The 15744-nt window shown below is 57.6% G+C and carries 14 protein-coding genes and 2 pseudogenes; 4 read left to right on the top strand and 12 right to left on the bottom strand.

Going from position 1 to position 15744, the window contains the following annotated elements; translation table 11 throughout:
- Positions 1 to 120: 120 nt before the first annotated feature.
- The 5 genes from U5A67_RS29535 to U5A67_RS29515 all read right to left on the bottom strand — a co-directional run bounded on the left by U5A67_RS29535 (position 121) and on the right by U5A67_RS29515 (position 5383).
- Positions 121 to 1551: a hypothetical protein gene (locus U5A67_RS29535; RefSeq protein ID WP_321817084.1), complete on the bottom strand. Its 1431-nt coding sequence runs from the start codon at positions 1549 to 1551 to the stop codon at positions 121 to 123.
- A gap of 452 nt (positions 1552 to 2003) precedes the next feature.
- Positions 2004 to 3395: an NAD-dependent succinate-semialdehyde dehydrogenase gene (locus tag U5A67_RS29530; RefSeq protein WP_321817083.1), complete on the bottom strand. Its 1392-nt coding sequence runs from the start codon at positions 3393 to 3395 to the stop codon at positions 2004 to 2006.
- Between the two features lie 59 nt (positions 3396 to 3454).
- Positions 3455 to 3757 (bottom strand): putative quinol monooxygenase, encoded by a 303-nt coding sequence (locus tag U5A67_RS29525; protein WP_321817082.1) that lies wholly within the window; start codon positions 3755 to 3757, stop codon positions 3455 to 3457.
- 16 nt (positions 3758 to 3773) lie between these two features.
- Positions 3774 to 4829, bottom strand: a complete 1056-nt coding sequence (locus U5A67_RS29520) for an Ldh family oxidoreductase (RefSeq protein ID WP_321817081.1) — start codon at positions 4827 to 4829, stop codon at positions 3774 to 3776.
- 134 nt (positions 4830 to 4963) lie between these two features.
- Entirely contained in the window at positions 4964 to 5383 is a 420-nt protein-coding gene (locus U5A67_RS29515; RefSeq protein ID WP_321817080.1) for a cupin domain-containing protein, read from the bottom strand.
- A 587-nt stretch (positions 5384 to 5970) separates the two neighbouring features.
- On the opposite strand from U5A67_RS29515, the gene U5A67_RS40785 reads away from it, so the two are divergent.
- On the top strand, positions 5971 to 6111 hold the full coding sequence (locus tag U5A67_RS40785; RefSeq protein WP_415767961.1) for a Tar ligand binding domain-containing protein: 141 nt from the start codon (positions 5971 to 5973) through the stop codon (positions 6109 to 6111).
- 500 nt (positions 6112 to 6611) lie between these two features.
- On the opposite strand, the gene U5A67_RS29510 is transcribed toward U5A67_RS40785, so the two are convergent.
- The 3 genes from U5A67_RS29510 to U5A67_RS29500 all read right to left on the bottom strand — a co-directional run bounded on the left by U5A67_RS29510 (position 6612) and on the right by U5A67_RS29500 (position 8493).
- The gene (locus tag U5A67_RS29510) at positions 6612 to 6854 is read right to left on the bottom strand and encodes a hypothetical protein (RefSeq protein ID WP_321817079.1); all 243 of its coding nucleotides are present in this window, start codon (positions 6852 to 6854) and stop codon (positions 6612 to 6614) included.
- Positions 6855 to 6936: 82 nt separating this feature from the next.
- Complete coding sequence (locus tag U5A67_RS29505) at positions 6937 to 7644, bottom strand: hypothetical protein (RefSeq protein WP_321817078.1); 708 nt, start codon at positions 7642 to 7644, stop codon at positions 6937 to 6939.
- 78 nt (positions 7645 to 7722) lie between these two features.
- Positions 7723 to 8493, bottom strand: coding sequence for a hypothetical protein (locus U5A67_RS29500; RefSeq protein ID WP_321817077.1), 771 nt, complete (start codon positions 8491 to 8493; stop codon positions 7723 to 7725).
- A 144-nt stretch (positions 8494 to 8637) separates the two neighbouring features.
- Here U5A67_RS29500 and U5A67_RS29495 point away from each other — a divergent pair.
- The 3 genes and pseudogenes from U5A67_RS29495 to U5A67_RS29485 all read left to right on the top strand — a co-directional run.
- Positions 8638 to 9123 (top strand): annotated as a pseudogene (locus tag U5A67_RS29495) (SOS response-associated peptidase); the annotation flags it as partial.
- Positions 9124 to 9311: 188 nt separating this feature from the next.
- Positions 9312 to 10442 carry an RpiR family transcriptional regulator gene (locus U5A67_RS29490; protein WP_321817076.1) on the top strand — a complete coding sequence of 377 codons (1131 nt, stop codon included), beginning with the start codon at positions 9312 to 9314 and terminating at the stop codon, positions 10440 to 10442.
- Positions 10439 to 11027 (top strand): annotated as a pseudogene (locus tag U5A67_RS29485) (GSU2403 family nucleotidyltransferase fold protein); the annotation flags it as partial. The gene U5A67_RS29490 and the pseudogene U5A67_RS29485, both read left to right, overlap by 4 nt.
- Before the next feature lie 85 nt (positions 11028 to 11112).
- Here U5A67_RS29485 and U5A67_RS29480 read toward each other — a convergent pair.
- From U5A67_RS29480 to U5A67_RS29465, 4 genes are all read right to left on the bottom strand, one after another.
- A complete protein-coding gene (locus tag U5A67_RS29480) occupies positions 11113 to 12315 on the bottom strand; it encodes a restriction endonuclease (protein WP_321817075.1) in 1203 nt (400 codons plus the stop codon).
- Positions 12316 to 13115: 800 nt separating this feature from the next.
- A complete protein-coding gene (locus U5A67_RS29475) occupies positions 13116 to 13511 on the bottom strand; it encodes a hypothetical protein (RefSeq protein ID WP_321817074.1) in 396 nt (131 codons plus the stop codon).
- A gap of 551 nt (positions 13512 to 14062) precedes the next feature.
- The gene (locus U5A67_RS29470; RefSeq protein ID WP_321817073.1) at positions 14063 to 14506 is read right to left on the bottom strand and encodes a hypothetical protein; all 444 of its coding nucleotides are present in this window, start codon (positions 14504 to 14506) and stop codon (positions 14063 to 14065) included.
- 533 nt (positions 14507 to 15039) lie between these two features.
- The gene (locus U5A67_RS29465; protein ID WP_321817072.1) at positions 15040 to 15666 is read right to left on the bottom strand and encodes a hypothetical protein; all 627 of its coding nucleotides are present in this window, start codon (positions 15664 to 15666) and stop codon (positions 15040 to 15042) included.
- Positions 15667 to 15744: the final 78 nt, after the last annotated feature.

The raw sequence follows: 15744 nt of genomic DNA, 5'->3' as shown, positions 1-15744 counted from the left end.
TCTGGAGTGCTGCCGCCGCATCCGCGCCTCGCCGACCACTTACTTCCACAGTGCGCTCGAAGACCACGCTCTGACCCAGCCCGTGGCGGACATCGGTTTCGACAGCGAATTCACCGACGCTTAACCGATGGTCGGCGGCGCTTGACGCAAAGGCCGGTATTCGTGGTTGGGCGAGGCGTAGTCGATGTACTGATCAGCCGCGTTGGTCATCCGTAGCAGTAGGCGCTGGAACAGCCCCCTCAGCAGCTTCATGTCCCGGATCGCAGCCACCTCCTGACCCTGTGGGATCGGCGTGCCATGGGCGGCTTTGTTCCGTCGGCGCCACGCGGCGTCCTCATCATCGCCCAGCTCAAGGTTCAAGGCAGCCATCACGTCTTTCAGCCGCTGACGCTGATCGATGCCATTGAAGGTAGGCAGCTTATTCTTCAAGGCCGTCTTCGCCTCAGGGGAGATATTGCCGCCGTCGATGACGGCGCTGAGTGCAGTCTTGAGGATCTTCCATTCGTCTCGGGTGGCCCAGCCCTCTTGCACCTTTCCGGGGTTGGCTTTGGTGTAGGCACTCTGCAAACCCTCGATCGCCGCGCCGAAGTGAGCGGGCGCGATGTGCGGAGTGGCGGCGCAGGCATGCCAGAAGGCCCAGTGCAGGTTCGCAAGATCTAGGGAGTCGAACGCCGTCACAAATGCCTGGATCGCCTTTGACAGTTGTGGGGCACCAAGCTCATTCAGGAAGCGGTCGCCGAGCGGCGCGAGCTGGAGAGTTTCAATGTCGAAGGCATGGCGGCGCAGGCTGTAGGCGCTCCGTGCGAGCGTGGACACGATGTTCCATTCGGCATCGTAGTGGGTTGTGCCGAGATCGACCAAGTACACGCCCATCGCGAAAGAAAGGCCTGTTCGGACCTTCTTTCGAAACTGGTCGTCTGGGGCGCCATCGTAGACGATGCACCCCGGCTTGATGGCGCCGGGGCGGTCTTCTCTGTCGAGCGCGCAAACGTAGAAGGTCGCGCCATCCACCGTCACCTTGGCGGAGTTCCACGAGGTGCTGGAATGTTCGGTATCGCTCGCGATAGTGATGCCGTCGTTCAGAGAAATTCTTCGAGTGGTGATGGTTCTGGTAACCACGTCGGAAGCCGCTGGCCAAACGTATGGGCTCGTGGGCAGATTTTCGAGCCAGTCGATGACGTATGCCGCGGGCGCCCCGGACGGGTTATTTGTCTTGGCGACATGGACCCGAGCCAGCTCCTTGAGAGGCTGCTCGGTCACACCGAGGGTCTGGCGATTCTGACTGTAGGGCATCAGCCCAAAGAATTCCCCTTCGAGACCACCCACGCTCCGGAGGAGCGCCCGCTCGTTCGTCAAACGAACCGTGCCTGGCGGCAGATTGATCGCCGCCGACGTCGCATTGGGGGCGGCCTCAGTCTCCAAGATAAGGTTCAGCTTTTCGTCCCGGCGGATCGAAAAGCTACGAATTGGCTGATGGAGTGGGCCGGGATCGGTGATCTCGAAAAAGCCCTTGTTCAGGATTCGAAGGCATTCCTCGGTCAGGTCGCGCATCACAAGAAGAGCCGCCGGATGTCAGTTATCGGCCGAAATAGCTTTATGGGCTGATCGGGCAATGCGAGGAGACTCTCCCGCTCATAAAAGCGACGAGTGCCCTCATCTTTCGCGTCGATGATAGCAGCGAACGACGCAATTTCACTCCGTGCGGCGCGGTGGAGCGCAAGCGATCGCTGGGGATCGTGGCAAAGGTGATTGCGGCGCACACGTATTGAATGAAGGCGTGAATACGTTCACGGGACAGCATGGCGGGCAGGTCTTGCCGGTGAAGCGGTCAGTGGAATCGCGAAAAAGACTCATATTGGCCGTTGACCGCCCGCCGCGGACGGCGCAGGTGGGAAGTGCGATCGGGGCTAGTTGAACAGTTGGCGCGGAGGAGGATGGGGTTTCCAGCACCCACTCGAAGAAAAGGGGCAGCACACGATTTGCTGCCCCTCTTGCTACGTCGATTATTTCGGCTCAACTGCCCAGAAGGTCCGTGTATTTGTGAATTCGCGAATACCTGCCGATGCGAGTTCCCGTCCGTATCCTGACTTCTTGGTGCCGCCGAATGGTACGCGTGCGTCGGAAGCCGTCATCGAGTTGATGAACGCAGCGCCGGTCGTCACACCCTTGGTGATCGCGAGAGCACGTTGTCTGGAAGCCGACCAGACGCTGATCGAAAGACCGAATTGCGTTGCGGATGCAAGACGGATTGCGTCGGCGTCGTCTTTCGCCCGTGCCACGACTGCCACGGGGCCGAACGTTTCTTCGTCAAACGCTGCGATGCCAGGACCAGAAACCGCCAAAACCGTGGGCACGTAGAAGCATCCGGGGCCGTCGATCGAGGTGCCGCCCGTCAACAGCGAAGCGCCCGCGGCGACGGAGCGCTGCACCTGACTGTCCAGCATATCGCGCAGATCGCCGCGCGCGAGCGGACCCATTTGCGTTCCCGCTGCCGTCGGATCGCCGACCTTGAGTGCCTCGACCTTTGCGACGAATTGCTCGGTGAATGCGTCGGCGATCGATTCTGAGACGATGAAGCGTTTCGCGCATACGCAGCTCTGGCCAGCGTTGTTGAAGCGCGCTTTGACTGCGGCCTCAACAGCACGGGGAAGGTCTGCGTCGTCGAGAACCACGAAAGCATCCGAGCCACCGAGCTCGAGCACCGACTTTTTCGAGTTACGGCCGGCGGCACTGCCAACAGCCGCGCCAGCGCGATTCGAGCCGGTGAGCGTGACCGCAGCAATACGATCGTCGCTGATCAGCTTCTCGATAAGCTGGGGAACTTCCGGTTCCGCCACAACGAGCGTCGTGACGAGGTGCTGCGGGAAGCCTGCTTCTACGAAGATCTTTTCGAGGGCTAGCGCGGAACCCGTCACGTTCGGGGAATGCTTGAGAATCACGCCATTGCCTGCGGTGACAGACGGTATGGCAAAGCGCATAACTTGCCATACCGGGAAATTCCACGGCATGACCGCGAGCACAAGTCCGATCGGCTCGTAGCTGATCCAGGTGTCGACGCCGTCGATGTCTACCTTCTCATCACCGAGGTAGCGTTCAGCATTGTCAGCGTAGTAGAGCGCCGTGACTGCCGACTTTTCGACTTCACCAGCAGCTTCCGCGATGACCTTGCCCATCTCCATCGTCGTGAGTTGGCTCAGCGCCTTGCTTTCTCGACGAAGCACTTCAGCGAGACGGCGAACTGCGGTCACGCGCTCATTCAGGGGCGTCTTGCCCCATGCGAGTGCAGCGGCGTGGCCGCGCTCGACGGCTTCTTCAACTTGCTGTGACGACCAGCTCTCATACGTTGCGATGGTCTCGCCGTTGAGCGGGTTGACGGTGGTGATGGATTGCGTCATGACATTGGATCCTGTCGTCTATGGAAACCGGCCGCACTAGAGTTGCGGTTGGTAGGCCATCAGGCGTGGTGAAAAAGTTGCGTGCAAATAGTGTTGACCTGACTGCCCTTGACTACACATCGGTCTGCAGCTTCGCGCCACTTTGCAAAGTGAGGCGCGGCACGGTGAGCGTCGATCGCGGCTTCGTTCTCGTAGAGCTCGTAGAAGAAGAAGTGGTGCGGATCCTTCGTGTCCTGGGTTACGTCGAAGTACTTGCAGCCAGATTCGTCATTGAACGTGCTAGCGGCGTTTTCCTTGATAGCGGCGAGAAATTCTTCCAGGCGCTCGGGATAGACGTTCACCGAGACGATAAGAGCGAGCATTTTCAGTTCCTTTAGATCAGGCGTGGGCCGGAACCGGCAAAGCGGCGCCGGTCTCGTTGCTAAGCGTTTCGAGGCTCTTCCAGGTATGGTCGGCGATCGTAATGCCTTCCCTGCGAAGCTTTTCGGTAGTGCGATCTTCGATCTCACCCGGGAAGAAGATTTCGTCGATGCCGTGAGCCTTGGGTGTGTTCTTGACTTCGTCGATCAGCGTTTCCATGCGCTGCTCGAATTCAGCGATTGGCATCATGGACTTGATGTCGATCGTCAGCAGAAGATGCCCGCAGCCACTAGGCTTCGTTGCGTCGTACGGGCCAACGACATCGGAGCCGAAGTGGCTTCCGGTCAGCACGCCTGCGAGCACATCCATCATGAAGGAGATGATGTAGCCCTTGTGGCCGGCCATAGGCAGGATCAGACCATGGACAGCCTTGCTGGCGTCGGTGGTCGGAACACCATTTTCGTCGGCCGCCCAGTTGTCGGGGATCGCTACGCCGCGCTCTGCAGCGAGGTAGATCTTGCCGCGCGCTACTGCAGTATTTGCGATATCCATCACGGCGACACCGCGCTTGCCTCCCGGGGCTGCAATCGACCAGGGGTTGGTGCCCACAGCCTTTTGCTTGCCACCCCAGGGTGCCATCGCCGGGCTTGCGTTTGTTGCGAGGAGCGCGACGCAACCAGCTTCGGCCGCCATGCGCGTGAAATACGCGGCTGTGCCGAAGTGATTTGAATTGCGTACACCAACTGCGCTAACGCCAAACTCGCGTGCGCGTTCGATGCCAAGCTCAATGGCTCTCGTTGTGAGGACCTGACCAATACCATGGTGGCCATCGAGCACGGCCAGCGCACCGCTATCAATGACGCGTTCTGCTTGTGTGACCGACTTCATTACGCCGGTGCGCAGGCGTTCGACATACCACGGCAGACGCAGCATGCCGTGCGACGAGTGGCCCCAGAGCTCTGCTGTGACGAGACTGTCAGCCAAAAGGTGTGCATCGTCGCGGGGGACGCTCAAGGATTCAAGAGCGGCTGTACCGAACTGGGTGAGCCCTTCCGCTTGAACGGTGATAGGCATGTGTATCTCCTGGTGATGCCGAAATATCTTGCGACACGGTGACTGCCGGGCGCCTGGGTTGCATTGCAATGGAACGCAGTAGCAACCAAACGTCGAACTTGCATTCGGTAGGCAGTACCGTAAAACGATTGTGATTAACGCTTGCCGTGCTCAGAGGAGACCGGGTTGGTCTGGCCCGATTCCGTCAGGGTGCGCGTCGCCTCGGGCGTTGCGTAGATCCAGAGGATCTTCATCGGGTTCGTTTTCGAGAGATTGCGAAAGCGGTGATTCACGTTCGGCGGGATGAACGTGACATCTTGCGGCTTGAGCTGGTACTCAAGGCCGTCGATATCCATGATTGCTTCTCCCTCAATCAGCACCACGCTTTCCTGGACGTTGTGGCTGTGAAACGGGATTTCCACACCCGGATCGAACGACGTGTAGCCAGTGATAAAGCTGGTCGTGCCGACGTCACGCGTTACGAGAGGCGTGGTGCGTGCGCCGCCGCCGCGTTCGTGCGTGGGGAGCGTTTCGGGCTTCAACAGGCTTGCGCCCGACGGGGTCTTCGTGGTCATGCTACGTCTCCGGTCAGAGTGTGGGGGGCGCCGAGGCGCTGGCTGATCTGGGCGAGGCAGGCCACCGCTTGGTGGCTCGCATGGCGCCACCGCGGGGTATGGGTCTAGCATGAAGACTGCCTCTAGATCGCAGTATAGCGTTTCATGATCATAAAACGCAATTCAAAACACGCGATGTCAGTGTTTACACTGCTTTGGCAAGCCTATACATTACAGGCCTGAATCTTGCCTAGCGACGACTGGCGAGATTGCATTATTCTGCTACAGGATGCGATTTTGCATAATGCAGGTCTTCCGCGTCGCGCTATTGTTTAGTGTGGCGCTATTTATGGGGATGCTCTCATCTCACCAATGAGAGGCTTGCCGAGGCGGACTGCCGAGGATGCCGGGATAGCGCTGGTTTCGAGAGGCTGACAGGATCTGTTGCCGATCTAATTATCAGTCGGCCTTCTGGCGGTGCCCGCACATGAAGGGGGCAGTCAGAACTCAAGCGAACGACACTCAAGTTAGCGATCGGTCAGCCGTAAGCCCGGATGAGACCAATATTCGGTTGGTCGTTACAAAATAATTGATAAGGACTGCAATATATGTTTTCGCGTTTTACCATCAGTGCGCGAATCCGATTTGCCATGGCACTTCTTGGACTTCTCCTTGTCGGAATCGGTGCTTTCGGGATGATAGGCATGAGGGTGAGCAATGACGCAAACCGGTCTCTTTCTGGCGCGTAAGACCCTGACGACGCAGTTGATCGAGCTGGAGGACAGCGAAAGGACTTACGACAGCAGGTGCGCGGCGTGTGTTAGCTTGCACGGCGCCGATCGTCGAACCCGAGGAGAAGGGCTCTGCCGCCGCCCAAGGCTCAACGCCACGAACGGGTCACGTTTGCCCGGAAACGGGGATCTGGAAAGCCGTCGGGCACAACGTCCCCGGCGGCTGGCGAGGGCGACTTATGAAGAGGCGGCTCGTTCACGAACTGTTCGCGGTCGGGTACGCTGGGCAAGAGGGTGCCCGGGTAGCTCGCCCTGTCGATCGCACCCGCCAGATTTATTATCCCAACCTCAAACGGCAAAACCGGGAGTCGGGCGCTGCGACGCGATGCCCCCGACCTGTCTCCACTACTCGCCGTGAGCGCTGTACGTCAACCTCGCCGTCAAGATCTCGCATCGCCAGTCCGTCTCTAAACCTGCTTGTTGAGGCGCCGAAAATGATCGACACTGTTCACAAGCTGTCAACTAGGCGGCGTGACGTCAAACTCATTGTTTACCACCAGGTTGAGGCCATGAAACAGCGTGTACGGGCGAAGCGGGCTCAAAGGCGACACGCACAGTGGCGTGGGCTCGTCAAACTTGCCGCCGCGCCAAAGGGACGTCTTGATGACGGTTATGAAGCCCGACTTGACGCTATCTACCATCAGCACAAGAAGTTGTTCGATCGACTGGCGAACGCGTGAGCAGGTAAGCGCGGCGGGCACTTCGGGTTTGTCGATCCCATGCCTGCAATCTCTATTTTCAGGTTAGTCAGGCCGAATCGAAAGCGGCTGCCACCGACGGTTTCTACGTCAGGCGACGCGCGGCAAACAACTTCGATGCGGTGTCGATGATCTCCTGATAGCAATGCTTGACCCGGCGATCCCGCGCATCCGGATGGAATGTTCGAAAGCACTCGATGCCATTCGACCGGAAGTGCCAAAGTGCCTTTGGCTCAACCTTTACACGCTGGCGATCTGGCAACACAGCTTTCAAGGCGCGATCGTAACCATGGCCGCAACCGAAGATGATCAGATCTGGCTTCAGTAGTTCGATTTCGAATTTGACGGCTGCCACTGAGAATGACCGCAGGTGCGCCGAGTGATCGATCGACGTCCGTGAGTAGCCGCGCCCCTGACGCGGCCAGTCCATCTTCATAAGGTTGTTCCAGCAGATAGCTGTTCGATCGCCTCCAACGAACGCGTCTGCAAACCGCTTCATCTGCTGTAGGAAGCCGCTGTTGCCGGTGCTGCGCACGTGCTGATCCTCATAGCGCGCTTTAGCGGCTTCAATGCCGTCCCGACGTTCATAGAACGCTTCCAGTTTGCCAAGCCAACCGTTGGTTTCCTTGCCGATGAACATGACCCGGACGGTTGCGTCGAGGTAGGTTTGAGAAACGCTCAGGAGAAACGGTGCGGACAACTCTCTCAGATGTGGAGCGAAGGCAGGCTCCGCCGCGGCGAGCGCTTCGGCATAGTACGAGTCCAGTGCAGCTTGAATGTTGTGCTTGAGCATGACTTAACCAAATTCGATACGTCGAAAGAGGGTTCGCGCCATCGGCGCCCCGACGACCCTTGTCGACCATTTACGCGCTTAGACGCTCCGTTTTTCGATCATTTCAGTGGCGGCCGCCATCCATCTTGACCATTTTTCAGCTTTGAACCCTCTACTTGCAGGATGCGCGACCTGAAAACAGGCGAAGGGACGTTCCTTGGTTTTACCGTCGGAATAACCTGTCCACACGTTGAGCGATCGGTTCTCGTAAGGGAGCGGCATTGAAATGTCGATGCGTTCCTCGCCCTCGACCCATCCGTCTTTTGTTCCGGGCAAATATCGCCAAAGGCCAAGCCCCATTACCAAGACCGCGTGAGGCATGTGTACGCGGACAACTTCACTGAAGGCGTTGCGCGACTCAAAGAATTGCTTCGACGTTGGACGAATCTCCGCGCTAGACATGCTTTCGCGGACAAAATTGTAGAACACCACCGTGTCCCAGAACTTCCGCTTCTCGTCGTCATCGAGTCGCGCTCGCCCGGTCATCAAACTTTCGACGGCGGTGCAGATGCGGTAACGGCTCGCAGCCCAGCCACGTTGGTCGTCGCCGTTATGCGCGCGGATCATCGATTCTGTTGCGCGCTGTTCGTCGTCGCGGAGCCCATATGACGATTCGCCGAGAATGAGCCAGCGGAATTTTTGCTGCTGGTATTGCTCTCCGACCCACGGGTGATACCACACCTCTGGTGAATAGGTTGCGGCCATATCGTTTTCCATAGTCTGTTTTTGTTGTCGCATTGCGAAGCTGTCACGATTCGTAGCGATTGGCCATTCGCTTCGCGTGGTCGGCAAATTCTGCACGTAGATCACGCGGTTCTCGTACCTCCTCGCGGCTGACAAAACCAAGAAGCCACCACCTTAAATCGCCCGGCTTACACGAACTGCACAAGCTACGGCAACACCACCAACTGCCCGACACACTAATATGGCTGGGAACAGGCACGGCCGTCATGGAGAAAACGCGCACCCCAGGGCGTGAAGGTTTTTGACACCATGAATGCTCGCGTTGAGACAGTAGGCGAGCGGCAGAGCTTCAGTGGCGCGTGGAGGCGGCAACAGCTTTGCCTGATAGCGTGCGAAGCGTTCTACGAGCCAAACTATGAGAGCGGCAAAGCGGTGCGCTGGCGGATCGGCATGGCCGACGGTGAACCGTTTGCAATTGCCGGCTTATGGCGCGAGTGGGCCGAACCTGAGGGTACCGCAGTCTCCTTCACTATGCTGACGTTGAACGCTGATTCGCATCCGCTAATGCGTCGTTTTCACAAACCCGGCGACGAAAAGCGCTCGGTCGTGGTCGTGCCGCCAACCGAATATGAGAACTGGCTCGCGTGTCGTTCAACGGACGAGGCAAGATCGTTCCTGAACCTGTACCCCGCAGACGCCATGCAGGCCGAGGAGTGCCCGGCGCCGCCGCGTAAGGGGAAGGCGCTGGCCGGTTAGGCGTGACGCACGCGCTGTGGCGTATAGGATCGCACACGCGCCAATATTTTTATCCGCCCCCAAATACTGCGAGCTAGACGAATTTCCTCTGCTTGACTTGTGCGCGCACGCGAGTAACATGGCCATGTGATTTAACGTGGCCGTGTGATTTCACATGGCCATCTGAAATAACTTGGCCAAGTGAATCCATGATTGACCCGCATCACTCCCACCGCGCAGCCGGCCAGATGGCACTGAGCGCAGTCCATTCACTCTTCCGCGGCAAAGGCTGGGAAGTCGAGAAGGACGTTGGCGAGGGCGAAGATTTGGTCCTGACCAGCCCCCACGGACAGACGTACTTCGTGCAGTTGAAGGCAATCTCAGAAGGGCGAGCCGATCGAGTCATTCCGCTCTTCTCGCAGGCACTACTGGAATCGCGTGTGCACGCCAATGAATGGGAGAAAGCCCGTCCGGCTGTCATCCTCTGGGTGGGTAGCGCATCGAAGGTGCTCATCGACAAGCTTCGGGATTTCCATTGCGCGTACGGTGACGACGAACCGATCGCCATCCTTTCGGATGAACCGCTCTACGTAGACTTTCCGGGATTGAAGCCTGTCGAACGGCCCGTGGGCGTGCGGCGGACCAGACATTCTGGTCCGCCAGCGCTTGTTTTCTCTGATCTTGCACAGTGGATGCTCAAGCTATTGCTTGCGCCCGAAATAAAGAAAGAAGAGCTTATCGCTGCCCCCGCGAAGACGTACCAGACAGCGACGGAGTTAGCGCGCGAAGCGGACGTTTCGGTGATGACCGCAACACGGCTCATCAACGCCCTGAAAGAAGAGGGCTTTGTCGAGTTCGTGCCACACCTGCGAATCGTCCAGCGACGCAAGCTCGCGCAGCGATGGAAGGCATCGTATGTAAAACCCACCGTCGGCGTGCCGATGAAATTTATCGCTCCTGGCGTACCAGCAGAGCAGCAGCTACGGAAGACGCTTAAGCGCGAGATGGGGGCGACGCTGGGCCAGTTTGCAGCGGCGCATGCACTTGGCGTCGGACACGTACATGGTACGGGAGCGACCGTATGGATACCGAATCTCGGCGGGGCTGAAGGCTGGCGGGGTTTGCGTCGTGGGCTCGAAGGCGAACGGCCGGACTTGATGCTGAAGCAGCACCCGTATCCTCAATCGCTGCTTCGCGGGCGCGTGCTGCGTGAGGGGGTCTGGGTATCCGACGTCATCCAGACGTGGCTTGACGTTTCCGCCGATGCAACACGGGGTGCGGAACAGGCCGCTGAGCTCGAGCACGGTGTACTGGCAAATATTGTTGGAGAGAGCGTTTGAGCGAACTAACAGCATTCAGCAGAATTGCGATCACCCTTTCGCCCTGGCGCAAACAGATCGTCTTCGTTGGCGGCTGGGCATTCAGGCTCTAGCGCTATGAGCCGCGGGCATACACTGCAGACCACAATCCGATCTTCATCCAGGACGCAGATGTCGCATACGACAAGAGAGAGCCCTCTTGAAGGCGAAATAAAGCAGGCCTGGCAGGCGCCGGATTTATCGAAGAGCCAAATCTTGCTGGCGATTTCAGACCGACAGCCAGCAATGCGTTACAACCTCGGCGGCGAATCAAACGGGTTTTACGCCGAGTTCCTGACGCCACTCACGGGCAGCGGAAAAATCCGTGATGGGAAAGGTGGGTGGCGAGAGGGCGCCACCGAAGTTCATGCTGGTGTCGTCGCGCAAAAGCTTCGCCATCTAGAGGTACTTCTTTACCGGCCTTCGATAGTGACGATCCCAAAGGATGAGTCTGGGCTGGAAGTTGCAGTGGGAGATCTTCGCCTGCCGAACCCGGTGAGTTTCATGATCCAGAAGCTCTTGATTCGGGACAAGAGAGCACGTCATAAGCGCGCTCAGGACGTCCTTGCCAATCCGAGCACCGTATACAAGCTCGATTTCTCCGACTGCCGCCCTTCGCTCGCTACGGGCCACTATACTGCGTTGACGCGGATCATCCCGTAGAAACTTCAGTGAAACTTGACTGGGAATTCTCGGTTTCCTCTGAGCGGAATTGCTCAATTATTCGTTGGTTATGGTCATCAAGATAGCCCTGCAGATCGTTGCGACCTACCAGACGAACTGAGGCGGCAGTCGCAAGTTCGATCGCGGATCTTGTGAAATAGGAGTTCGTAACGACCATGGCCTCATCACAGTTGTAGAAGCTTTTGGCGGATATCGCTTCCTGAACCGCTGAATTGCCAACGCTTCCAGAATAGTTCTTCGCTTGAATGACAGTCTTCTTTCCGAACCTGCTCACAAATAGGTCGGCTCCTTGATCACCGCTCAACTTGGTCCCCTCGACATCGTAGCCTGCCGTACGGAAGATGTCCGCAAGGAATGTCTCGAAATCGTAACCAGACATCGCATCGACGTGATACATCGTCACGAATCGGTTGGGGTCGAAGTGCTCCAACTTTGTCGCCAAGCGCTCGACCAGAATATCGAAGTTAATCTCCTCGCACTTCTGTAGCCAGGCATCAATGGTAGACCATGGCAGAAGGGGCGTTCCGAAATTCGACGACGCTTGCTCTACATATTCGAGCTCAGGATGTCGGATGTCGTTGTCCCACAAGAAATAGAAAAAGAGGCTAAGGTCTTCCCTGAATCGAGTTCCTGTTTCTGCGATCCATGATCGCAGAGTATTTTTCAAAGATCCGTTGGTATGCCGCGAAATTTCGTTGGAGAATCCTAGGTAAACTGCATTGAATCCAGTTGTAAAGAGGAGTTTATCGAGAAGATGGGGTAACTCTTCCAGTTCGGTGAACCCTTTGCGAATCAGAACCTCTCGGAAAAGCTCGCGATTCGAGTAGGAGCCGTTTGGACGTGCACCGGGTGTCGTGGCTTCGTCGGACTCAACCCCGTGGTGTCTGACTGTATGGAAGAAGTTGGCAAAGTAGGGCTTCTTGAGCTCTGAGTACTTTCTCAGAACTGCTCGCAGCAGGTCGTTGAGCTGCGCTTGCTCTTTTTTCTTGCCAAGCAGGTCTTTCAGAAAGCCTTTCGTTTGATACTGAAATTCCGGGTAGAAGGAAGGGTCAAGAGGCACCTGCTGTGCCCCGGCTGTTTGTTGGCCGCCTTCCTGTGTCGGTGCATATTTGCACCACGGACACTTGGTCTCGAAAGAGGTTCTATTGCAAGCGCTACACTGAAAAATCATGACCGCTCCCCGTTGGTCTTCGATTGGCAATGCAAGATGGTCGCATTATCGCGAATACACGTCACCGCGGCAACGACCCGTTGAATGCCATTTATAGTTGACAAGCTGTCGTCGTATTCCGAATGATCACAGTTCGTTCGGCCGGTGAATAACAGGGCCAGCGAGTCTCCGTGGGATTGCGACGCAATGACATTTGAGAATGTCACATTTATGCGGAATGGATTAACAAGTCGATTGCGCATAAATATTGTCCGGCTACTGCACGGGATAGACTGACGTAGGGGAGCAATGAAAAAAGAATGGGCTCCCAGCAAGTGGGGCAGGGTTTGACTGGATCGCCATCGTAGCGTCTTTCAGGGCGCTGCTCTAATCGAGGCGCTGGAAAGCGCGCGGGTCGAGAAGCGTGTGCGTGACGACGTAGAGTTCGTGCAAGGCGTCCACAAAACTGCACTAGATTGGCTTGAACTCAAAACCCGGCAAGAGCGGAAGGTCCAAGCCGAACGTCGATGGTTCACGCATGAGATGCAGTCGGGACTGGAGATGTCTCGCCCCATGGTCAATGCGAGCGCCGTTCGCGCACGCATGCAGAAGGCTGGCATTCAAGCGCGGCGCGGCCCTAGAGTACGCCGGCTCTAAGAAGATGGATGTGCGCCGCCCTTGAAAGGGCAACGCACATACCGAGTTTCCCGCTGGGACGGGCCACAGCGCATGATGCGCTGACGGCTCCGTTCCGTAACACCTTCAAGTTAATGGTGGCGTGCCGAACTTGAACGCCCTAAGGCGGCCAATCCGTGCTCGATTCACGCCGCATCTCCGTTGCTTGCCGCGCCGGCCTTGTAGAGCGCGATCATCCGCCGAATTTCTATACCGAGATTGCCACGCCGGCCAGCTCGCGAAGCCATCCGCCCGGGAGTGAAGCGCTCCGACCATACAAAGCCGTCATCGCGAGCTTGGGCATACATCGCGTTCTTCGATTTTGGGAGATCGTGTAGCGCAAGGAACTCGCCGTATCGCTCGACGACCGCGTACAGAAAGGCGATGTCTGACAGTGCGAGCTCCAACTTTCGCTCAGTGTTTCTTCGCTTGCCACGATGGTACTGAGCGATGACCCCGCATATGGCGCTGATGAGACTGCACAGTACAGCGAGGGCGGCTTCTCGTACTTCCGGGTTTGCGAGATACGTTACGAATTTCATTTTGACTCCTTTTTCGCCTCTAGGGCTGGGTGAGAAAAAGGAGGCCGTAGCCTTGCTGTGCGAAGCACGGCGAGACTGGATATGGGCTACCAACTACGAGGATCTTGATCAGGACAGCGCATCACGCCCGGCAAATGCCGATGTCGGGCGGCCAACGCGTGCCGAACGTAGTTGGACTGCTGAAGATGATGAAGAATGTTTCCGATTTAACGGCTGGGAAGAGGTTATCACAACCGTCGTGCGTAAGCGTGGGTGGGTGAATAGCGCGGATCGAGGGGCATCTCGCAGCGTGCTATGGTTCGCCCGAGCTCAACTTGCCGGAGCCGAACGATGATGAGGTGTGCCACGAGCAGGCCATGTGCTGAGCGTCGTGCGGTACGTCGCCTCGAATCATCCTGAGAGGCCGCTCAATGCCTTCAGCGATACGTCGATATCTACCCGCATCTGAGGCAGGAACTGGAGAGCCGCTAGCCGAAACTCGCTGACTGGCGCGTAGAGGCCGGGTTACGCTGATCGGTTTGGATTAAACGCTGGCCCCTTAAACTTCGAGTTTAAACAACACCGTTGTACGCCTCGTGCGTCATGAACACGGTGGGTTCAAGGGAGTTACCGTCGATGACGATGCGGTGGCGCCGGCCAACAGGTATGGAAAAATTGCCACGCATCGCGTTGAGCTTTTTGCCGCCGAGCGACAAGGGATGAGTGCCCGCAGCTAACCTGGTCAGAATGTCTACCGCCCGCTCAAGGACGGCTGGTTGCGAGCGGGCTGCGCTTAGGTCGATCGAGGCGTTTGCGGCGGCTGCCTTGAGCACATGCAGGCGCTCGATTTCGTCGGGCCGCCGCATCTGACGTGTCGCGCGTGGAGGAGCCTTTCCACGATTGATTGGCAAGGGCGATTGTTGCGCGGTGGCGCCGCCAGAGAGCGTAGCGGCCTGGCAACAGCGGTGACAGAATTTCCCAAGGCCTTTATGGCCGCAGTCAAAAATACGTTTCATCCGAATATTTCCTGTGGGAGGCGCGTACGGCTCAGTGTCGAGACCTGGCGATTGAGCTACGCGCGCGCTTACGAATTCTCCTGGTGTCGGCTCTCGCACCTTGAATGTCGGCCAGTCTTTCAGATTGCCAACACGAATACGTGCTCATGCTCTTCCGATCAGCCAATTAGCGACTCACTATTTAAGCCGGGATTGACGCGTTGACGGCATCGATTACAGGAGCGGTGCCGCCTTCTTTCGCGACGAATGCTTGTTTGGCTACAAGCTCAAACCTTTAGGGCCGACGCAGCAAAGCGGAGTCGCGATCGGTCACCGTCTATGGGAGGCGGTTACCATCGAAAAGGATGAGAAGAGGCGCTGAGGCGGGCGGCGTAGGATTCACGATTGTCCGAAAACGGCTCATTTGGGACAATTGCGAATCTAGATGATCTTTGGAAACAAGGCTTTAGGCTCTCGCGTGTGCTATCTTCGGTCTAGATCGCGAAAATTCTGCGCAGTGGAAGGGCTTCGGAATGCCAACCGCTTAATGCGCATCAGATCATTTCGGCCTGCGTGCAGAGCAACGATTGCATGAAGGCGTAGGTCTTCGGCGCGAGCGTGCTGGTGTTCGACTCAGTTGTCAGGCACGCCGTAAGATCGCCCCAGCGGCCGACGAGTGCCGACCATTGCGATGACATGGCTGCGACCTTATCGAGGCGATCGCCGGCGCCGGTCGCCTCCAGAAATTGGATGCAGCGGCGCAGGTCGCCAGGAAAGCGGGGATGATGGATGCCAGCCGAGTCTGGAAGGCCGAAAATCGCTTTGCACATCGCGTTCGACGACAAACCGCGCTCTCCGTTGCGCAGCCACATTGCGACAGCGAGAAGCCCGCGCGAGGATGCGCCAACAGATTCTTTGTAGCGTTTGTCAGACACAGCGAGGCCAGCGCCTCGCAGCGCCTCAAGCGCGCCACGCTCTCCGACGACGAGCGATGCGCCGATGAGATCAGCGATATCGAACGCGAATAGGGCATCTTCGCTCATCCCGTCGGTGATGAGTGGTAGCGAGTGCGTCGGTACCTGCCCAAAGGCCACCCGGCATCCGCAGATGTCCTTGACCGTGAACTCGGCGTTGGTGACAGGGGCGCTCCATCCAGCGTGAACCGCGAAAGTCTCGATCATCCTGAACGTATGTACGGTAGTTCGATCTGTTCGCTAGTGCGACGCGGTGGCGAACAGATTCAGTTGAGACGGCTTCTC

The organism is Paraburkholderia sp. J69-1 (assembly GCF_905220255.1).
In the GTDB taxonomy this organism is placed as follows: domain Bacteria; phylum Pseudomonadota; class Gammaproteobacteria; order Burkholderiales; family Burkholderiaceae; genus Paraburkholderia.
Note: the sequence above shows the minus strand (reverse complement) of the source record. Positions and strands in the feature narration are given on the sequence as shown.